15 protein-coding genes are annotated in these 19867 nt (G+C 68.5%); 8 read left to right on the top strand and 7 right to left on the bottom strand.

What is annotated here, in order from left to right:
- Nucleotides 1-97: 97 nt before the first annotated feature.
- Nucleotides 98-2701: a hypothetical protein gene (locus ACFVVM_RS24635; RefSeq protein ID WP_387622550.1), complete on the bottom strand. Its 2604-nt coding sequence runs from the start codon at nt 2699-2701 to the stop codon at nt 98-100.
- 139 nt (nt 2702-2840) lie between these two features.
- On the opposite strand from ACFVVM_RS24635, the gene ACFVVM_RS24630 reads away from it, so the two are divergent.
- A complete protein-coding gene (locus ACFVVM_RS24630; protein WP_387622547.1) occupies nt 2841-3050 on the top strand; it encodes a hypothetical protein in 210 nt (69 codons plus the stop codon).
- Nucleotides 3051-3397: 347 nt separating this feature from the next.
- Here the strand turns inward: ACFVVM_RS24630 and ACFVVM_RS24625 are convergent, their stop codons facing one another.
- From ACFVVM_RS24625 to lanKC, 3 genes are all read right to left on the bottom strand, one after another.
- Nucleotides 3398-5410: a prolyl oligopeptidase family serine peptidase gene (locus tag ACFVVM_RS24625; protein WP_387622544.1), complete on the bottom strand. Its 2013-nt coding sequence runs from the start codon at nt 5408-5410 to the stop codon at nt 3398-3400.
- Nucleotides 5407-6666, bottom strand: a complete 1260-nt coding sequence (locus ACFVVM_RS24620; RefSeq protein WP_387622541.1) for an MFS transporter — start codon at nt 6664-6666, stop codon at nt 5407-5409. The genes ACFVVM_RS24625 and ACFVVM_RS24620 overlap by 4 nt, the downstream gene beginning before the upstream one ends.
- Nucleotides 6667-7317: 651 nt before the next feature.
- Nucleotides 7318-9894, bottom strand: a complete 2577-nt coding sequence (lanKC, locus tag ACFVVM_RS24615) for a class III lanthionine synthetase LanKC (RefSeq protein ID WP_387622539.1) — start codon at nt 9892-9894, stop codon at nt 7318-7320.
- Between the two features lie 175 nt (nt 9895-10069).
- Here lanKC and ACFVVM_RS24610 point away from each other — a divergent pair, with 175 nt between their 5' ends.
- Genes ACFVVM_RS24610 through ACFVVM_RS24600 form a run of 3 tightly spaced genes read left to right on the top strand, consistent with a single transcriptional unit; the run spans nt 10070 to nt 12454 of the window.
- Complete coding sequence (locus ACFVVM_RS24610; RefSeq protein ID WP_387622537.1) at nt 10070-10528, top strand: hypothetical protein; 459 nt, start codon at nt 10070-10072, stop codon at nt 10526-10528.
- 52 nt (nt 10529-10580) lie between these two features.
- Entirely contained in the window at nt 10581-11807 is a 1227-nt protein-coding gene (locus ACFVVM_RS24605) for a sensor histidine kinase (protein ID WP_387622534.1), read from the top strand.
- Nucleotides 11804-12454, top strand: a complete 651-nt coding sequence (locus ACFVVM_RS24600) for a response regulator (RefSeq protein ID WP_387622532.1) — start codon at nt 11804-11806, stop codon at nt 12452-12454. Before ACFVVM_RS24605 ends, ACFVVM_RS24600 begins: the two co-directional genes overlap by 4 nt.
- Before the next feature lie 31 nt (nt 12455-12485).
- On the opposite strand, the gene ACFVVM_RS24595 is transcribed toward ACFVVM_RS24600, so the two are convergent.
- A complete protein-coding gene (locus ACFVVM_RS24595) occupies nt 12486-13844 on the bottom strand; it encodes a wax ester/triacylglycerol synthase family O-acyltransferase (RefSeq protein WP_387622529.1) in 1359 nt (452 codons plus the stop codon).
- Nucleotides 13845-13949: 105 nt separating this feature from the next.
- Between ACFVVM_RS24595 and ACFVVM_RS24590 the strand changes: the two genes are divergently transcribed.
- Entirely contained in the window at nt 13950-14492 is a 543-nt protein-coding gene (locus ACFVVM_RS24590) for a GrpB family protein (RefSeq protein ID WP_387622526.1), read from the top strand.
- Entirely contained in the window at nt 14489-14944 is a 456-nt protein-coding gene (locus tag ACFVVM_RS24585; RefSeq protein ID WP_387622524.1) for a hypothetical protein, read from the top strand. Before ACFVVM_RS24590 ends, ACFVVM_RS24585 begins: the two co-directional genes overlap by 4 nt.
- A 42-nt stretch (nt 14945-14986) precedes the next feature.
- Here the strand turns inward: ACFVVM_RS24585 and ACFVVM_RS24580 are convergent, their stop codons facing one another.
- Nucleotides 14987-15592 carry a TetR/AcrR family transcriptional regulator gene (locus tag ACFVVM_RS24580; protein ID WP_387622521.1) on the bottom strand — a complete coding sequence of 202 codons (606 nt, stop codon included), beginning with the start codon at nt 15590-15592 and terminating at the stop codon, nt 14987-14989.
- A 261-nt stretch (nt 15593-15853) separates the two neighbouring features.
- Between ACFVVM_RS24580 and ACFVVM_RS24575 the strand changes: the two genes are divergently transcribed.
- A complete protein-coding gene (locus tag ACFVVM_RS24575) occupies nt 15854-17056 on the top strand; it encodes a serine hydrolase domain-containing protein (protein WP_387622518.1) in 1203 nt (400 codons plus the stop codon).
- Between the two features lie 157 nt (nt 17057-17213).
- Nucleotides 17214-18524, top strand: coding sequence for a lipase family protein (locus ACFVVM_RS24570; RefSeq protein ID WP_387622516.1), 1311 nt, complete (start codon nt 17214-17216; stop codon nt 18522-18524).
- A 2-nt stretch (nt 18525-18526) separates the two neighbouring features.
- Here ACFVVM_RS24570 and ACFVVM_RS24565 read toward each other — a convergent pair whose 3' ends face one another.
- Nucleotides 18527-19717, bottom strand: a complete 1191-nt coding sequence (locus ACFVVM_RS24565) for a hypothetical protein (protein ID WP_387622513.1) — start codon at nt 19715-19717, stop codon at nt 18527-18529.
- Nucleotides 19718-19867: the final 150 nt, after the last annotated feature.

The following is a 19867-nucleotide window of genomic DNA, read 5'->3' as shown; positions in this document are numbered from 1 at the left end:
CTACAAACGTCCGGTGATTCGGGCATACAACGCCAGACATCGACACAGGATGCCGCCGCCTACCACGTCGATCGCGGGGAATCTCGTCGCTGACCCGTTAGTCGAGGTCGTCCCACGACCATTGCTCAGTAGGAATATGTTCAGTCTGAAGCTCCCGACCGAATCGGAACTTTTCTCTCAAATCGGGTGAAGTGTCCAAGAATAGCTCGAACATACCCGCTGCCGACAACTGCGCGGCAAACTTCCACACTTGCTCGCGTTCTCCGGCAGCCCACAAACGGTTCAGTTGTGAACTCACTTCCGCCTCGATAGAGGACGTGGCGGTGGGATCATGATCCGATATGGCCGGGAATTGCTCATGCTCCTCGACGAAGTTCTCAGAGTGGGTTGCTGCTGGGTGTGCTGCGATGAAGTCCTCGATCGAAGTAGGGGGACCAACCCGGTCAGCTAAGGCCTGCATCTGCGCCTGTGCTCCGATTTGGCGCAACCGGTGCAGCAGTTCGCCCACTTTGGCAGGGTCGTCAACGGGGGACTGGATGGCGGCCCGATCAGCGAGAACTTGTACCTGTTCGTGGGCCTCGGCCAACCAAAGCCGGTGGAGCAGTTCACCCACCGCGGCAGGGTCATCGACGGACACATCGGTGGCAGTGCGATGCGCGAGAACGTGTATTTGCTTGTGCGCTTTGGACTCCCACATCCACTCCACGAGTGATCCCACTGCGGCCGGGTTGTCGACGGGCACGTGGTCGGCAGCGCGATCTGCGAGAAGCTGCACTTGCGCATCTGCCCCTGCCTCTCGCAACCGATCCAACAGAAAGCCGACTGCAGACGGCTTATCGAGCGGAACGTCTGCGGCGATCCGGTCTGCGAGAACCTGTATCTGGGTGTGCGCGCCAACATCACCCAACCGAGCCAACAGAAAGCCCACCGTTGACAATCGATCGAGAGGAAGGAGAGCGGCGGCCCTGTCTGCGAGAACCAGCATCTGAATGGACGCACCGGTCTGCTGCAACCGCAGCACCAGGTATGCCACCTCGACCGGGCGGTCGAGGGGAAGCTGGGCGGCGGCCCGGTCGGCAAGACGCTGTATCTGGGCGTGCGCGCCGATCGCCCAAAGCCGCTCTACCATAAACCCCACATCGGCCGGGCTGTCGAGGACGATATGTGCAATGGCCCAATCGGCCGGTCGACGATCATCAGGGAACAGGGCGCTCAGTCGGACTATCAGATTGAGCGCGGCGACGGCATGGCCGCGGCCAGCGGCGTTCTTCCAAAGTTGGGCCGCGACACGGTAGAGGCCGCGGTCCCATCCGGCGTGCGCGAGATGGTGCTGGTAGTGGGGGGCGGCGTGGGCGGCGATGGCTTCCCAGAATCCAATCGGCGGAGTCAGCAGAGCGCGGATACGTCGGCCATGCTGGTCGAGGTAGTCGGCTAGCTGATACACCGGCTGCCCTGAACTGCCAGTGATCCTGCCTTCGCGTCCTCGCCGGGTGCGCGAGTTCAACGGCCGCTCGCGGATTGGGGTTATGGGCCCGCGCGCGCCTTTGCACGAGCGACCGATCTCGGCCAAGGCGGCTTCGAACCAGTTGTCTTCCAGGGAATCCCAGATGATGTCATCGATGTAGCCGACAGCCATGTCGCGCAGCAAGGTGAACGGCAAGATATTGGGGTGGCCCATCCGCACCGCGTCCATCGCTGCCTCGATCACCGCACGTTCTGTCGTACTCGCCTGCTTGGTGTAGAAGTGGATCAGTTCCGGTCCTCCGGCCAGGTATTGGGTGATCTTGCCGTTCTCTGCCCGTTCGAACGCCATCGCCAGACGCCGGTCCTCAACGGTGGCGTCGCGCATGGCATCCAGATCGCCGCCGGTGAAGTTCGCGGGCACGGTGATCACGGACGGCTCAACCAGCTTGCGGGTTGCCGAACCAGGGTCGGCACACAGGGCGTCGTAGTGCTCGTGCCACAAGCTGCCGAGGATCAGAATCGGTGCCCGGCGGGTATCAGCAAGCACCGCGTGCAGTTGTTCGGCGAGGCGCCCACGTTCCTGATCGCCCGCGGGAAGGAAGTAACGCTGGGTTTCGTTGATCCACACCACGGTGCGCGGCCCGACCCTGTCCAGCTGCTCGGCTAGATCCTCTCGGTGATAGGGCGATGGGTGCCACAACCGCCATCCGCGGCGGGCGCGCAGAGGTTCCAACGCCTGCCAGAGTGCGCGGGTTTTCCCAGTGGACGAATCGCCGAGCAGCACCGCGATCCCGCTCCGATCTGACAGCGCCTGATCGACGACTTCGGCAAGCTGATCGTCGTGGGCGCGACGCACATACGGCGGCAACACCTCCACGGTGGAATCGGCATCAGAATCGGCAACCGTGATCGGTTCGTGTACTTCCAGCGCGAACGGGTCGCGTACCTCGTCCAGCGCGGTCCCCAGCCGGCTGCGGGTGTCGGTGTCGGCGCGAGCACGCGCGGCCTTCCAATCGTTCAGCTCGTCGTCGGTGATGCCCCAGGCTCGTAGAACCGGGGATAGGTTGGCCCACTGGGGCATGGTTTTTCCGTTGACCCAGTCGTTGATCGTGTTGTGTGCGGTGGTGACTCCCTGGTGGCTCGCCAGTTTCAGATAGCTGATCCCCGCGCTGGCATGGAGCTCACCCAATGCCTTCCGTAGGTCTTCACGTGTATGGATGTCGTGCGGCGCGGCCATCAGTGTTCTCCTCGATCGATCCGGCCGGAGTTCGGTTTCGTTCGTTGGTCCGTGCTCATCTGGGCCTGCATCCTGGGGCTTGGCAGGACTTCGCTGCGCCGGATGCACCGAATTCTCTTCTGGAACAACGCTTACCAGAATGAACGCCACTGATGTCATTGGCCTTGTTGCCCTGATCGTGCTCATCCTGCAGAACGTCACCCTGATCCCAGGCGCCGTCGCCAACTTGCTGCGCGCGTGTCTGCCAGTCATTGACGCCGCCCGCGACCTGTTTACGGCGATCGAAAACCCTTGCGCCCCGACGCCTGGCACTGACTGGGACGACGACAACGACACCGATCCGTCGTAGGTGGAACCACGGCTTCCACCCTCTGGTCTCGGCTCGACTCTTCGTCGGGCTGAGACCGTTTCGCGCGCCACGTGGAGATCCAGGGTGTGTGTGCTGTGCCGACGCTGTCACCTAGCTCGCCCACCGTTGGTGGTCCCGCGCTGGACACCGGCAGCTTGCGATCGGATCTGATGGAGTTGGCCGGGCAGGTTCCAACCTGATCTCGCGTCTGGGAATAGCACGGATGGTAGGACCACCGTGGACCTGTCGTCCGATCTGAAGGCAGACGCTCTCGCGTCGCCAGTACTGGAACGATCGTTTCGAGTCTGAAACCTGGCCCGACGCTCCTGGTCAGGTGAGCTACGAGGTCACAGTGAGAGAGCTGTCAGCCGTTGGGAAGGTGGGTCGTTCAGTCGCAGCCGTGTGTGGTGGGCGACGAAGGCCAGTAGATGGATGAGGGCGTGGTCGGCGGTGGGGGTGCTGCCTGTGTGGCCCTTGCCTGCGATCACGTCGAGGAGGATGGGGCCGCCTCGGCCGTGTTGGAGGGCGGCGGTCATCTTGTAGGAGTGGATGGCTGGGACTCGGGTGTCGTTGTCGCCGGTGGTGATCAGGGTCGGTGGCCATCGGCGGTCGGGGTGGATGGTGGCGTTGTAATAGGGCGAATAGTTCAGTAGCGCAAGGAAAGTCGTGGGGTCGGCGGGGGAGCCGTATTCTTCGCGCCAGGCGGGGCCGAGGCCCCAGAGTTCGTAGCGGAGCATGTCGAGGGGCGCGTTGGCGCAGACGACGGCGGCGTAGTGGGTGGGGCGCTGGACCATGGCGCCCGCGGCCATGAGGCCGCCGTTGCTGCCGCCGAGGAGGGCGAGGGAATCGGGGCGGGTCCAGCCGGAGTCGAGTAGCCAGTCGGCGGCGGCGTGTAGGTCGGTGAAGGCGGTGGGCTTGTTGGCGCCCATACCTGCCCGGTGCCAGCGGCGGCCGCGTTCGCCGCCGCCGCGCACACCCGCGACCGCGACCGCACCGCCCGCGCGTACCCAGATCAGCAGGTCCGGTTGGTAGGTGGGACGGAAGGTGATGCCGAAGCCGCCGTAGCAGGTCAGGAGGGTGGGGCGGGGAATCCGAGGGCCTTCGGGGGTCAGGATCGTGATCGGTACCTCGGTGCCGTCATCTGAACGGTAAGTCGTTCGTGTGACGGTGATTCCGGGCAGAACGGGCGTGGGTGACTCGGCAGGGGTGGCTCGGCCCGAACGAAGGTCCAGGCGGTGTCGGCCGAGTGGTCGGAGCCAGTCGGTGTATCCGAGGGCGAGTACGCCCGGTTCGTCGGTGGGCCCGACGGCGGTGATGGTGCCCGCGCCGGGGAGCTCGGCGTCGCGTAGCCAGGCGCCGGATTCGGCGTCGTGGACGGACAGTTCGGCGTATCCGTCCCTGGTCCGCAGAATCAGTAGGTGGTCGTCGGCGAGGGTGAACCCGGCCAGCACCGCCGTCTCGTCGGCGGGCACCAGCACTCGCCACGGTCCCCAGCCTCCGCGGGGCGACGGGTCGGCGACGAGCAGCCGCCCGAGTTCGTGCTTCGCGGTCGAGATCGCCATGGCACGACCCCGCGCGTCGATCGCGACACCCGCCGAGGACAGCCCGCCGAGGGAAAGGGGTCGCGGTGCGTCGACCCGGACCACGTCGGCGATCGACACGCGGGTGGTGCGGCTGGTGCCGGATCGGGCCGTGATGACGAGCCAGCGGTCCTGCCAGAGGTCCAGGTGGAAGCGGCCCACCGGGTCGTCGTCACCGGTGAGGAGGTCGTCGGCGCCGGTCGCCACATGGTGCCGGTAGACGCCGCTGCCGCGTTGATCGCCGTGGCGGCGCACATAGAAGTAGTCGCCGGCATCGGCACGCCAGGCGACCGGTGCGTACCGGGTGAGCGCGCAAGTGCGCAGTACCGCACCCGTTTCGGCGCAGACGAGCAGGAGCGGCGTGGCGTACTCGGACCCGCCGGTGCTGGTCTGCACGGCGACGAACCGGCCGTCCGGCGAAGGATCCCAACGGTGGAGGACGCTCGCGTGATCGAGGTCGGTGGCTCCGATCAGTGCCCGCCAGTGCCCGCCATCGTCGACCTCGAGGCGCCAGGGTCCCGCGCGGCGCACCCGGAACCGGCGATTGCCGCCGGATCGGACTGGTGAGTTGTCGCGCTCCGAAACAACTGTGTCGCGCAATAGTTCCCACAACCTCGCCTGGCCGGGCAGTGCGTCGAGGTGGGTATCGGTGCGTTGCCGCTGCGCGGCCAGCCACGTCACGGCCGCTGGATCATCAGGGTTCTCGAGCCACCGATGTGGATCCGGAATTTGCTTGCCGTGCAGGGTATCCCACGTGTCGGACGCGTGTGCGGCGTTCATCGCACCGGCTCCGGGACCGGCTCGGCGACATCTTTGCGCGGTGCTCTAGTGCGCCCCGCGATCAGCAGGAAGACGACAGACGCGACGAGGTCGATCGCCACGAACACCCAGATCCCGGTGCGCGCATCGAATCGCTCACCGAGCACCCCACCGACTACCGCACCGAGCAGATGTGCCGCCGTCGTCCCGGTGGCGAGCAGCGCGCCCACCCGCGCGAAGTATCCGTCGCCGACGCCCTCGCCCATCACCGTCACCAGCGCGATGTTCAGCACCGCGCCGAAGAACATCGGCACCGCGGCGCCGAGGCAGGCGGCTGGCAGCACCACCGCGACCGGCCCCGCGGCCAGCGGCAGCGCGGCGGTGCCGAGGGCGCCCCCGAGGACCGCTACCGCCAGCACGCGCCGGGCGGGGACGGCCCTGGCGTGTACGCGGGTCGCCACCAGCGCCCCCGCGGCGGAGAAGAGCATCGCCACCACGGCGGGTATCCCGTAGACCGCGACCGGGAGGGCGACCACATCGAGCAGGAAGACCGCGCGCAACGCGGCGACACCACCCGAGGCCGCCCCGCCGACCAGCAGATACAGCGCGAGCGCCACCAACAGCCGATGACCGCGCAAAGCCCTGACACCGTCGAGGAATTCACGCCCGAACCCGCGGCGGGGTTCCACCGGCCGCCGGTCGGGCGCGGCGATCCGGGTGAGGAAATAGGCGCTGAACAGGTAGCTGATCGCGTCGCCCGCGAACATCACCGCCGCGCCGAGCGCCGCGATCACCGGCCCCGCCACCGACGCGCCGACCGCCCGCGACACCATGGTGGTGGACTGCAACCCCGCCCTGGCGCGCCCGAGGTCGGTGATCCCGAGCGTGCTCAGATGGCCGAAGTAGAGGCCCTCGATCACCACCCTGACCACACCGAGCACGATCGAGAGCGTGGCAAGACCCGCCACCGTCAGCACACCGGCGAACATCGCCGCCGCACAGCACGACACCGCCACGGCGGCAAGGAGGTCGGCGGCCAGCAGCAGCCTGCGCGGCCTGCGCACCCGGTCGAGCAGGACGCTCGCGGCGGGGCCGAGCAGAAGAGGCGGGATCATCCCGCAGGCCACGACGAGCGACACCTCGCGCGGACCCGCGCCGAGCCCGACGACCGCGACCACGGAAACCGCGGTCCCGGTGAGTGTGCTGCCGAACGTGGAGGCCGCCTGCGCGACCCGGTACCGGCGCAGATCCGCGTCGGGGGAGGCCGCGGTGCTCATGATGTCACCGCATTCCGGAGTTCCATGGATCTTTCCTCGGGTCGATATCGCGTGGACCGGTGGTGCCGGCGCGGGGTCCTGATCGGCGCGTCGTCGCCGGTGGTGGGGTCGGAGGTGGGCTCACCTCCTACCTGGCTGTTCGTGCGCGGTGGCGCGGAAACGACTTCGCCGGGTACGGGGACAGCCCCGCACCCGGCGACTCGTCGGACTACAGCACCTCCTCGTCGACGCAGTGATGGCCGCTGTAGGAGCTGGCCGGTGCGTCGTCGGCGATGTCGGCGTCGGACTGGATCTGGAGCTTGAGCACGTGGCTCATGGGGTTCACCCCCTCTCTTCGAATGGTCGGGTTCAGAGCACCTCGTCGTCAGCGATGCAGTGGTGCTCGCTCACGGAGCTGATGGGCGCGTCGTCGGCGATGTCGGCGTCGGACTGGATCTGGAGCCGGAGCACGTGGGTCATGGTGTTCACCTCCTCCCGCCGTGCGTGTCGGGGGCGGTTCAGAGCATCTCGTCGTCGGCGACGCAGTGGTGCTCGCTCACGGAGCTCTGCGGGGCGTCGTAGCCCAGCTCCGCATCGGTCTGCAGCTGCAGCTTGAGGATCTTGATCACGGGATTCACCTCCTCTCAGGGTGTTTCGGGTTCGGTCTGCCGGTCACCGCAGTGCGCGGGCCAGGCAGTGGTCGAGGGTGAACAGTGGGTCGGCGACGCCGTGCGTGGCGTGGTGCAGGCCCAGCAGGATGCCCGCGGAGCCGGACGCCAGATCGGCACTGAGCCGCTGTCCGCGCCCGCCGAGCCAGCGCACGCCGGTTTCGTCGGCGATCGCGTGTTTGAACAGGGCGGTCGGGCGAGCGGGCGGGTCCGGCAGGAAGTTCTCGTGCGGGAAGCGGGTGGCCACGTCGGCGTGTGTGAGCGCGAGACCGGCCTGGCCCTGGAACAGCCCGGGACCGGCGGTGAACCGGATGCCGACGGGACGAACGCAGGTGCGCAGCAGCTCGAGCAGGTCGGGGTCGGGAGTGTGGGCGAGGTAGCGCGTGAGCACGTGGACGTATCCGGCGCTGCCGGATCCCAGGTAGGGCATGTTGCGCCGGTCGGTAGCGGAGACTCGAAAACCCAAGGCGTCCACCGGCATCGGTTCGGCGTGGACGAGTTCCTCGCGCAGCAGTCGCAGTCCGCGTTCGAACGGTTCGCCGTCTCCGGTGAATCGCGAGAGGTAATACAGCGCCAATGCGATGCCGGGCCGCCCGTGGACGAGTCCGGAGGGGTGGTCCTTGCCGAGCAGCGGGATCAGTTCGTCGCCGTCGGGCAGCGCGGTCAGTAGTTGGTGCGCCTGGTCGAGATGGTCTGGATCGTCGGTGCGGTGGAAGAACGACAGGTGCGTCATCGCGACACCCGCGGCACCGGTGCCCCAGCCGGCGGACTCTGTCGTGAGCCGGTGGGCCGTGGCCTCGGCGAGCAGCGTCATCGCCGCATCGCGCTCGCCGAGATCATCGAGCACCCAGGCGATTCCGGCATTGCCGAACAGCAGCCCCGGCCCGGTGGCGCGGCGGTGGCGTAGCGCGTCGGTGCGAAGTCGTTCGACCACCTCCGGGTCGATCTCGCGGCCCGCCACCCGCAGGGCGTGCAGCACGCCCGCGGTGCCGTAGGCCACGCACTGGGTGTTGGTCCGATGCCCTTCCGGCGCAGTCGGATACACACGGCGAGGGTTGCCGAGATCGGCCATGCGCTCGAGCGAGGCAGCCGTGCGGTCACGCAGCCAGCGCACTGCGTCCAGGGGCGCGGCGCGCACCTCGGCGGCCGAAGGCAGCCACCGTGTGTCGGGCGCGGTCCGGCAACGTTCGACGCGAGCCCACAAATCAGCTGGCGGCGGGCACAATTCAGCCAGATCGGCAGCGAGGTGATCCAGCGTCTCAGGGCTGCGCCGGACCGCCTCGTGCAGGGGGAAGACCAGGAACTGTGCGAGCGCGGCGAGCGCGTAGTCGTCGACGCGCAGCGGATCGGTCTTCGCCCGCGCACCCGGCGCCCGGCACCCCGGCGGTTCGAAGCCGGGTGTGCCGAGCAGACCGAGGGGGTGATCGGCGGGCTGGGTCGCTTCGAAATCGATGAGCCGCACCGAATCGTCGTCGGCGACAAGAGCGTTGCCCGGCGAGAGATCCACGAAGGCGTAGCCGAGCTCGTGCAGAATGTGCAGCTGCGCGGTGAGCTGATCGAGAATCCGGGTGCAGCGCCGGTAGTAGTCGGTGAAGGCCGCGCGCGGCGCTCCGGCGTGGACGAGCGGAGAGTGCGCGACCATCCATTCGCGCAGCGTGCGGCCCGGCACGAACTCGGTGACGAGGAACGTGTGCTCCCATTCGGTGAACAGTTCGAACGGCTCCGGCGCGAGGCCGGGTGCGATGGCGTGCAGAGCGCGCAACGTCAGGTATTCGCGTTCCAGGCGCGTGCGGGCATCCTCGTCACCCGCGTAACCGTTGTGCGCGCGAGCCTCTTTCACGAAGACGGTGGTGCCGTCCGCGCGACGGGCCCGGTAGGTGCCGCCCGCGTTGCTCGGATACAGAGCGCTCTCGAAGGTGTAGCCGTGGAAGCTCACCTCGTCGTCGCCATCGGGCTCCGGCGGCGGAGCGAACGGGTCGGTGAGTCCCTCGGGCAGCAGGAATTCGGGGCGACGATCGTCGGGCACCTCGGTGCCGTCGAGAGCCAGCATGGTCGGCAACCGGGTGCCGTCCGGCTGGAGCCGGTGCCGCGCGCGGAAGGCGCCGTAGCGGTAGGAAACACACTGCGAGGAACCGAATCTGCGGTCGGTCAGCACGTACGGACCTGCCACACCGGACAATTCGCGCTCCAGACGCTCGAGCAGCGCGTAGGCGAGCTGCGGTGTCGGCGGGTAGATCGCGCAGAACTTGCCGCTCTGCACGCGGCTGCCGTGCTTGGCGTGCAGCCAGAGGAAGTACTGCCTACCGGTGAGATGCTTGAACGCGACACCCAGCTCCGCACAGACGGCGCTCACCACGTCGAGTACCTGCTGCGCGGAACCCAGCGCACTCGAGACGTGCACCTTCCAGCCCTGTGCCGGCAGCTCCGCGCCTGGCGGCGACCAGTGCGTCCACACCTCGAATTCGCGGCGGGTCCAGCCGGTCGGCGGGTGCGTCGGGTTGTAGCGCCTGCCCGGATCGGTCAGCTCGAAGGGCTCGTAGTAGTCGGGGTCAGCGAAGGTGAACGCCGCGTCCTGAAGCATTGCGGTACCGCCCTTCTCGGGTCCGGCCTGGTCGGCGGGGGATCGAATGGATCAAGAATGGCCGGGCAGTGCCCTCGCGCGAATCGGCGCACCGCGGTGTTCCGCACCTACCACGTGGCGACGAGAAGGCTCATCGGCCCGTCGTAGCAGCGTGATTCGTGGGACACTGCTGGCCATGGCGAGGCGCAGTACGGTCGTGGTCCACGAGGTGGGCGAGGGTGGGGCCACCGGGGAGTTCCTCGGCGCGGGCACCCTGCTCGAATCGGCGTTCGTGCTGGTCGACCCACCGCTGAACGAGGTGCTGGCCGACGGGTCGCAGGCGTTGCGGGTGGGGGTGTTCTCGGCCGAGAAGGACATCGCCGAGATCATCGACGTCGCGCAGATCCGGGTGGTCCCCGGTGCGCCCGAGCTGGTGTTGCTCCAGCTCGCCGTGGAATCGCTGGCGCCCGCGCGTGGGGTGCCGCTGGCGCTGCGCGAGGACCCGTTGGGCATCGAGCCGTTCCTCGAACCCTCGGTCGGGGAAATCGTCGACGGGTTGCGGGTGGTGCTCGGCGAGGCGCCGCCGCCGGAACTGCCGCAGTTCCCGGTGGAGGATCCGATTCGGTGGATCTTCCGGCTCTTCGGGGGTGGGTGAGGGCGGCGCGAACAGTCGCCCGACCGGCTCGAATCGTGGGAAACTGCTGCGCATGACGCGGTGGATGGCGGTGGGCCGAGGCCGGCTGCGCCGTGCCGCCGGGACGGGTCCGGATCATGCCGACGCCGCCGGGTCGCCGCGAATGCTCGGCCGGGTGGCCGATGTGGCGCTCGTGCTGATCGTCGGAGCCGTCGATCTGGTGTTTCTCGGCGCGGACCGCCATCTCGTCTGTGGCGGCATGCTCCCGGTGTGGGTCGCGCCGGTCTGCGCGGTGATGCTGTGCGCGACGCTGCTCCTGCGCCACCGGTACTCGCTGAGCGTGTGGGCCGTGGCGCTGCTGTACAGCGGCGTGAACCTTGTTATCCCGCAATACTATCCGTTCGCCTACCTGCTCGTGGCGACCTACGCGGTCGCGAGCTGGGCCAATGCGGTCACCGCGCGATGGGTGTTGGTGGCCTCGGCGCTGCCGCTCGGCTTGTTCAGCTACCGGTTCGCGGAATCGGCACCGCCGCAATCCCAATTGCGCGATTTCCTGGCCGCCGCGGCCGCGTGGGGGATCATCCTGTCGATCGCCTGGGGACTCGGCAGAATGGCGCACGCCCGCGAGCAACACGCCCGCGCCGAGCGAGAACAACTCGCTCGGGCGGCCGAGCAGGCGCTGGCCGCCCAGCGACTCCGACTCGCGCACGAGTTGCACGACAGCGTCACCGGCGCGGTCGCGGGGATGATCCTGCACGCCGGCGCCGCACGGGCGCTGACGAACGGCGCGGACCCCCGGGTGGGCCAGGCGCTGGAGGTCATCGAACACGCGGGCGCGCAGGCGATGCGGGAACTGCACTCCATGCTCGGGTTGCTGCGCACGCCCGAGGCATCGGTCGCCGTCCGGTTCGCCGAGGTGGAGCGGCTGCTCGACACCGCGCGCCGGGCGGGACTGGACGTGCACCTCGACGTCACGGGCGACATACGGCCGCTGACCCCCGACGCCGACCTCGCCGCGTACCGGGTGATGCAGGAGGCGCTGACCAACGTCACCAAGCACGCGGGCCGCGGGGCCCGGGTGGACATCGATGTCGTCTGGGCCGAAGGCACACTTGATCTCACCGTGCGCAGTTCCGGCGGGTTGCCGACGTCAGCGTCCGGGCTGTCGTCGGGGACGGGCCTGCGCGGGCTCCGCGAGCGGCTCGACGCGCTGGGCGGGGAACTCAGCTCCGGACCGGAACAGGACGGCTGGTGCGTACACGCCACCCTGCCCGCCCACACATCGATAGGGGTGTCGTGACGATCACCGTGCTGGTCGCCGAGGACGAGGCGCTGGTGCGTGCGGGCTGTGTCCTGCTGCTCGGCACCGCCCCCGACATCGAAGTGGTGGGCGAGGTCGGCGACGGCTCGGCCGCGATCGACGCGGTGAAAACCCTTGCACCCCAGGTGGTTCTGATGGACCTGCGAATGCCCGTCCTGGACGGGATCGGCGCGACGCGAGCGATCACCGCCGACCCCGGCGCACCCGCGGTCCTGGTGCTCACCACCTTCGACGAGGACTCCGCCGTCCAGGAGGCCCTCGCCGCCGGCGCGAGCGGCTTCCTGCTCAAACACGCCGCCCCCGCCGACCTTGTCGCCGCCGTCCGGCGCTGCGCCGCGGGTGACGGCTGGCTCGACCCCGCCATCGTCGGCGGTGTCCTCGGCGCCCTGCGTCGCGCCGGTCCTCGCACGGTGAGTGCACCCACGCTGCTCGCGACCTTGACCGCCCGGGAGCGAGAAGTGCTGGTACTCATGGCACTCGGACGTTCCAACGCCGAGATCAGCGCCGAACTGTTCATCAGCGAGGCGACCACCCGCACCCACGTCGCCCATGTGATCACCAAGACCGGTTCCCGCGATCGAACCCAGGCCGTCGTCCTCGCGTATCAGAGCGGGCTGATGCGGTGACCTCGGCCGAACCGGCGGACGCGGCCCTGCGTCAAGCGAGCTGTTCGAGTTCGGCCAGGGATTCCTCCAGCCCGAGGAGGAGACGCTGCAGGTGGGGGACGGCGCGGCGGCAGCCGACGATGCCGAAGTGCATGGCGCCACCGGAGCTGATGGTGGTGATGTTGACGGCTTGGCCGTCGAGCGGGATCGACGCGGGGTAGAAGGCTTCGAGCCGGACGCCGTTCCAGTACTTCGGCTTCTCGTCGCCGGGGACATTCGAGATGACGATGTTGAACGGTGGTCGGCCGTTGTCGTGCCGCCAGGGCAGCGACGGCAACGCCAGACCGGCCACGTTCACCGCCGACAGACCCAGCACCTGCAGCGGAGTCAGCCGGGACATGGTCGATTTCGTTCGGACCATCGACTCGCGGATGCGCGCCAGGCGGGTGTGCGGGTCGGGTTCGTCGGTGCCGAGATCACACAGTGCCGCGCCGACCGAATTGCCGCCCTCGGCGGACCCCGTCTCGGACCCGCGCAGCGACACCGGGACCATCGCGATCAGCGGGCGCTCGGGCAGCACGTCCTCGGCCAGCAGATATCGGCGCAGAGCACCAGCGCACATGGCGAGGACCAGATCGTTCAACGTGACGCCGGTCGTCGCCGTGACAGCCCGCAACCGAGCCAGCGGCCACGACTGCGCGGCGAACCGCCGGCCGCCGCTGATCGGCACGTTGAACATGGTGTGCGGCGCGCGAAACGGCAGTGGGCCCGGCGCTCGCCGAGTGAGCTCGAGCGTTCCCGAGATCGCCTCCGGCACCGAACCGACGGTCCGCGAGATCGACCGCACCGCGCCGGTCAGATCGGACAATCCCGTCGACTTCTGCTGCCTGCGTTGCCTTTCCGCCCGCCACGGTGGTCGACAGTCACGGGCCACCGAATCCGATGCCAAAGTGCGCTGCCAGGTCCGCACAGCCGCGACGCCGTCCATCAGCGCGTGATGTGTCTTGGCGTACATGGCCACGCGTCCATCGGCCAGCCCCTCGATCACGTACACCTCCCACAGCGGCCGGTGCCGGTCCAGCAGCGAACCGTGCAGCATCGACACGAGTTCGAGCAGCTCCCGCACGCGTCCGGGCGCGGGCAGCGACAGCAGCCGCACGTGGAAGTCGAGTTCGACATCGTCGTCGAGGTCCCACTGCAGTAGGGAGAACGCCCCGAGCGAACGCCCCGGCCGCCGCCGGAACACCGGCGCCACCGTGCCATCGCCGCGCACCAGGTCCTCGTACAGCGACCGCGCGAAATCCTCGGCACCATCGGTCTTCTCGAACAGCGCCAGCCCACCGACATGCATCGGATGCTCACGCGACTCCATCGCCAGGAACATCGCGTCCATCGGGGGCATGTAGACCATGGTGATCCTTCCCTGGCTGCCGACTTGATCTTCCCACCCTCGCGGGAGCCACCGCAGCAGTTCGTGCTCATGGTGTGTGTCGGGGGTGTTCGTCATGATGGTCGGGTGGTGTCCAGTGAGCGTGTCGGTGTCGTCGACTACGACCCGTCTTGGCCTGTGGTTGCGGCAGAGGCGATTTCGGAGCTGCGCGTCCTGTGGCCTGACGTGGTGAGCGAGGTCGAACACATCGGTTCGACCGCGGTGCCTGGTTTGGCGGCGAAACCTGTCATCGACCTCATGGCCGCAGCCGTCGATCTGTTCGAAGTGCAACTGCGAGAGACCGAACTCGCCACCTTGGGGTACCACCGTCACCGCAACGGCATGAACGACAGGGCGTTGTACATCCGGACTCACGCGGGTGCTCGCACCCATATCCTGCATGTCGTCGACCTCGCGAGTTGGCCGCATCGAAATCAGCGACTCCTGCGCGACTACCTGCGTGAACACCCCCGAGACGCCGCTCGCTATGCCGAGCTGAAACGGCGAATCGTCGCCGATGGCATCCCACCGCAAGACTATGCACGCGCCAAGACAACGCTCATCCAGGAACTTACCGATCGGGCACGCGCCGAGCAGGGGCTACCACCGATCCCGGTCTGGGAGAAGTGACCGAGGCATCGGTGGGCTTCCTCTCGCCCGCCGCCCTCTGTTCGGTCCTTGCGGCGGTCGCGCTGAGCGCCGGCTGTACCTCGGTATCTGGTGCCGACGCGATGGAAGAGATGCGGTCGTGCGGTGGTGTGCTGTTCCCGAATACTGCGGAGGCTGTCTTCAGTAAGGGTGATCTGTATTTCGGTGGTGACAGGCTGATCGAGGTGGTTGCGGACATCCCGACGGCAGATGTCGAAGAGTTTTCGGCCCAATCGGGATTCGGTACTTTTCGTCCAGGGGTTCCCAGCGCATGGAAGGCGACGTTCTGGAGCGAGTCCGGCCTCGGTGAGGTGCTGCAGGAGGATTCGGAGAATGCGCACTTCAGCGAGTCGTCGCTGACTCCGGCGAGGTGGGTCGTCTTGCATTCGCCCGACCGGGAGCATGTTCGGGTGTTCGTTCGCACCATGTGCTGAATCGGGTCGGCCGCAATCGATTTCGACGACGCCTGCTGGCGATCAGACGGTGGCGCCGGTGACGACCTGGGCCAAGAGGTGTTGTTTCAGTTTTGGCCAGGGTTGGTGGAGGGGTTCGGCGCCGGGGATGGCGGCGATGATGGCGGTGCCGCGGACGGTGGCCAGGATGATGTCGAGGGTGTCGTCGAAGTCGGGGTGGGCGGCGAAGGTGGGAAGCATGGTGTGGGCGATTGCGCGGATCGCGTGCATGCCCTGGGTGAGGGCACTGTTGACCTGGACGGCGATCTCCGGGTCGGTGCGGGCGACGTTGAACAGCTCGAAGACCGCGGGGGTGATGGGGAGGTTGTGGATCTCCCAGACGCGGTCGAGGAGGGCGGCGGCGCGCTCGACTTCGTCGTCGGCGTCGATGGGTTCGGCGTTCGCGTCGGCGACCAGCTGTTCGACCAGGCGGATCATGGCGGCGTCGACCAGATCGGCCTTGGTACGGAAGTAGTGCTGCTGGGCGCCCTGGCTCACGCCGGCGCGTTCGGCGACCGCGCGCGTCGAGGTTCCCGCGTACCCCACTTCGACCAGGCTGTCGATCGTCGCGTCGAGCAGCGCGGTGACGGTGGCTGCGCGGCGGTCGGCCTGCCGTCGGTGCGGTTTCACCAGCGCATGGTAGCAATCCGGGAAAATTACCAGTCGTATGACTTGTATGTCAGTTGACTGGTAACTATGGTTGCGGCAGTCGCTCATCGAGGAGTTGGTATGCGGAATCTGCGGAACAAGGTGTGAGCGGTAATGGCTCTCGAAATACCTGTTCAACTCCGGTAACGTGAATATTCCGACTGTTTTCGGATCGTGTGGTCCGGGGGCGGTTTGTCAATGGTGACATGTGAGGTTCTTATGCGTGGAGCATCGTCTCGTCCGGTGCTGTCGCACACCGCGATCCGCGGTAGTGCCGCGCCCCAGTTCAAGGATGCTGTCGAGCGGTTCGGGCGGTTGTTCGAGGGTGGGCGTGGTGGGGGTGCGCTGGCGGTTTACCTGCACGGTCGGCGGGTTGTCGATGTGTGGACCGGGTGTGCGGACGCGGCGGGGGAGGTGGCGTGGGGGGAGAACACGGGGGCCTTGTCGTATTCGACGTCCAAGGGTGTGACCTCGACGGTGTTGCATGTGCTGGCCGGGCGGGGGCTCGTGGACTATCGGGCGCCGGTGGCGGAGTACTGGCCGGAGTTCGGGGCCAATGGGAAGGCCGGCATCACTGTCGCGGAGGCGATGAGTCATCGGGCGGGGCTGTCGCGGATCGGGGTGTTCGCGCGCAATGCCGACGAGCTCGCTGATCATCAGCTGATCGAGGAGCGGCTCGCCGCGGCGGCGCCGGATCGGTTCCGTGGCTTTCCGGCCTATCACGCGATTTCCTACGGCACGCTCATCGCCGGGATTGCCAGGGCGGTGACCGGCAAGAGCATGGGCGAGCTGTATCGGACGGAATTGGCCGAACCGCTCGGTATCGATGGACTGCATCTCGGAACGCCGGGACCGGGGTCGGCCACGACGGTCGCGGGAACCCACGGGTCGACGACTCCGCTCGGAATTCCCCAGGCCGACATGATGATTCGGCTGGCAGCCCGCACGCCGGTGCCCGGCGCGGGTTTCCTGCGCTCGATCTACACCGAGGGCATCGATCGGCTGGCACTCGGCAGCGAGCCCGCCATCCTGCGCGGTGAACTGCCCGGGGCGAACGGCGTGTTCACCGCGCGCTCGCTGGCCGCGGTCTACAACACGATCGCCACCGAGTCGCCGTTGCTCTCGCGGGGCCGGGTGCGCGCGATGGCGCGGTTGCAGTCGGTGCTGCCCGACCGGAATCTGCTGTTGCCGATGGGCTGGCGGCTCGGCTATCACTCGTGGCCGGTGCTCGGTGCGCCGAATGCGTTCGGGCACATCGGGTTTGCCGGATCCGGTGGCTGGGTGGATCCGGCCTCGGGGCTCGCGGTCGGGTTCGTGCACAACTGGGCGCCGGAAGCGCTCTCGCTGCCGCGTGATCAGTTCGTGCTGCTCGGTCTGCTGACCGCGGTGGTTCGCGGGGCGGGCGCGGAAGCCGGCGATCCGGTCGAGCTGCCGGTGGCGGTCTGAGCGACGAGCGTCCCCACGCGGATCCTCGTACAGTGACAGGAACCGCCGCGTTCCGGAAGGGATGCGGTGCAGCCGTGTGGAATTCGGCGCGCAGGCGCCCGCGCGGCTGTGATCGGACACCGGGGCCGAGGGCGGTTCCGGTCAGGAAGGACCCGAGATGACCGTCAACGCCGACGTCTTCGATGACTCCGCGCCGGTGGAGCCGCTGCGGTTCGGCCACCCCGGCCAACCGCGCCGTCCCGAGGACGACCCGTTCCACACCCCGCCGCGCGGCTGGGAGTCGACGGCACCCGGCGCGATTCTGCACACCCGACCGGTCACCATCGCGGCCTTCGGCCTGGTCCGGCAGTCGTTCACCGCGTGGCAACTGCTCTACCGCACCACCGATCTCGACGATCGGCCCGACACGACGGTGGTCACCGTGCTGGTGCCCGAGGGCGGCGTCGTCCGTCCCGAGCGGGTGCTCAGCTTTCAGTGCGCCATCGACGCGGTGTCCTCGCAGTGCTTTCCCTCCTACGCGTTACGGCAGGGGGCGCGTGCCCTCGGTGCGGTGCCGCAGTTCGAGATCTTCCTGATCGGGGCCGCGCTCGACCGGGGCTGGATCGTGGCCGTGCCCGATCACGAGGGGATGCTCGGGGTGTTCGGGGCGCCGCGCGAACCGGGGTATCGCTCGCTCGACGGGATCAGGGCCACCCTGGGTTTCGACGAACTCGGCCTCGACCCGGCCACACCGGTCGGGCTGTTCGGCTACTCCGGCGGCGGCATGGCCACCTCGTGGACCGCCGAGATGGCGAGCACGTACGCGCCGGAGCTGACCATCGTCGGCGCGGCGGCCGGATCACCGGTCGGCGACCCCGCCTCGACGTTCCTCCGGCTCAACGGCTCGGTGTTCTCCGGCCTGCCCGGCATGGTCGTGGCCGGATTGCGCCGCGTCTCGCCCGCCCTCGATGCCGCCCTCAGCGACGCCACCCCGGACGCGGCGCGGCGCCTGACGGATCTGACCGAACGGACCACCGTCGGCGCGGTGCTGCGCGCCCCACGGATGGACTGGGACACCATGACCACCAAGCCGCTGGCCGATGTGCTGGCCGAACCGGAGATCGTGGAGCTCATGCGGAGCCTGCAGCTGGGCCTGCACACCCCGAGCATGCCGATGCTCGTCGTGCAGAGCGTCGCCGATCCGCTGATCTCGGTGGACGATGTGGACGGCCAGGTGCAGCGCTACCGGACCGCGGGCGCGCATGTCACCTACCTGCGGGATCGTCTCAGCGAGCACATCACCCTGGCGGTGTTCGCCGCGCCGCTGATGTTCGACTGGCTCGACGACCGCTTCGCCGGCCGCCCGCTGCCCGCGTCGGAGACGAGCACCGTCACCACCGTCCTGGCCCGCCGCGGCACCATGCCCGGCCTGTGGCGCTTCCTGCGGGTCTGCCTGCGCATGCTCGGCGGGCGAGGGGTGTCCGCCTGAGTTCAGGTGGGCCGACTCCGGCGGCGAGCGGCGCCCTCCCACCAGCCGATCCCGGCGAAGATCACGAAACCCGCTGTGCCGAGAACGATCAGCATGATCGCGGCACTGTCGGTGACGAGGAACAGCGCGGCCACGGCGCTCGCGAGGGTGAAACCGACTGCGCCACAGGAGTAGAGCAGCGAGAAGCCGACCGACCAGGCGTGAGGGGGCAGCGCGTCCATGACCGCCAGCCCGCGGGCCGTGTTCGCGGGCGCTTGGAACAGACCGGCCAGCGCGACCAGAGCGACTGTGGCAGCGGGAGAGTGCGCGAGACCGGTGGCGACCGCGACGACGGTGAACAGGCCGGCGAAGATCAGCGTGTGCGTCTCCGGGTGACCGGGCCAGCGCCGTAGGCCGTAGGTGAAACTGCCCGCGATGCTGGCGACCGCCAGGCCCGAGAGCGCCAGCCCGGCCCACAGCGGCGGACCGTCGCGTTGTTCCAGGATGCTCGGCAGGGTCACCTCGAGCACGGCTTCGATCATCAGGATCACCGTCACCACGACCAGCGCGGGCCAGATCAACCCCACGATGGTCATGGTCGGGACCTTCTCCGCGGGTGGTGAACCGCTGTCCTCGGCGGCGAGCGTATCGGGCAGCCTGGCGGCCGCCGCCACCGCGAACAGCAGGCCACCGCTGACGATCAGCAGCGGCGCGTCCGGCGTCCACGACACTGCCACGGCGGCGGCCAGCGCCGGACCGGCGACCTGGCACACCTGGTTCACGATCGTGTCGAGCGCCAACGCGCTGTGGCCCGACTCGGGGACGGTGTTGACCAGCAGGGTCCGTAGTCCACCGAACGTGCCGCTGGCGACCCCGCCGCCCACGGCCGCGAGGAGCGCGGCGACCACCGGCAGACCCATCGACAGGGCGCGCACCACCCCGACCAGCGCCACCGCCTCGACGACGCTGACCAGCGCGAGTTCCCTTCGCAGCGGGCGACGTTGGAACCGTGCGCCCATCACCGGTGCGCCGATGGCCTCGCCCGCGGCATAGGCGCCCGCGAGGACGGCACCCCACGCGTAGGAGCCGGTGTGGGCCTTCGCGGCGAAGACCACCGCGAGCGGCACCGTGCACACCGCGAGGCGGGTGGCGACCGTCGCGAGCAGCCACCACCGGATCCGGGTGTGGGTCAGTAGCGGTCCGTACGCGACCATGACGCCTCCCTGCCGGACGTCCCGCCACGGCCGGCTCCTGTCACGATCCCACACCGGCCACTCATTCCGCCGGGGCTACCTGGCGAAACCTGTTGGCCGGCACGGTGGTTGAGTAGCCGATCAGGTGGCTGCGCCGGTGTCGTCGGTGGC

The sequence above is a fragment of the Nocardia sp. NPDC058176 genome, from assembly GCF_042883805.1.
GTDB lineage: Bacteria > Actinomycetota > Actinomycetes > Mycobacteriales > Mycobacteriaceae > Nocardia.
The sequence above is the reverse complement of the archived record's forward strand: the minus strand, read 5'-3'. Positions and strand labels throughout refer to the sequence as shown.

Bases quoted from the DNA above. Each gene is read 5' to 3' on its own strand.
- ACFVVM_RS24635 (WP_387622550.1), bottom strand. From the start codon at position 2,701: ATGGCCGCGCCGCACGACATCCATACACGTGAAGACCTACGGAAGGCA.
- ACFVVM_RS24630 (WP_387622547.1), top strand. From the start codon at position 2,841: ATGAACGCCACTGATGTCATTGGCCTTGTTGCCCTGATCGTGCTCATC.
- ACFVVM_RS24625 (WP_387622544.1), bottom strand. From the start codon at position 5,410: ATGAACGCCGCACACGCGTCCGACACGTGGGATACCCTGCACGGCAAG.
- ACFVVM_RS24620 (WP_387622541.1), bottom strand. From the start codon at position 6,666: ATGAGCACCGCGGCCTCCCCCGACGCGGATCTGCGCCGGTACCGGGTC.
- lanKC (WP_387622539.1), bottom strand. From the start codon at position 9,894: ATGCTTCAGGACGCGGCGTTCACCTTCGCTGACCCCGACTACTACGAG.
- ACFVVM_RS24610 (WP_387622537.1), top strand. From the start codon at position 10,070: ATGGCGAGGCGCAGTACGGTCGTGGTCCACGAGGTGGGCGAGGGTGGG.
- ACFVVM_RS24605 (WP_387622534.1), top strand. From the start codon at position 10,581: ATGACGCGGTGGATGGCGGTGGGCCGAGGCCGGCTGCGCCGTGCCGCC.
- ACFVVM_RS24595 (WP_387622529.1), bottom strand. From the start codon at position 13,844: ATGGTCTACATGCCCCCGATGGACGCGATGTTCCTGGCGATGGAGTCG.
- ACFVVM_RS24570 (WP_387622516.1), top strand. From the start codon at position 17,214: ATGACCGTCAACGCCGACGTCTTCGATGACTCCGCGCCGGTGGAGCCG.
- ACFVVM_RS24565 (WP_387622513.1), bottom strand. From the start codon at position 19,717: ATGGTCGCGTACGGACCGCTACTGACCCACACCCGGATCCGGTGGTGG.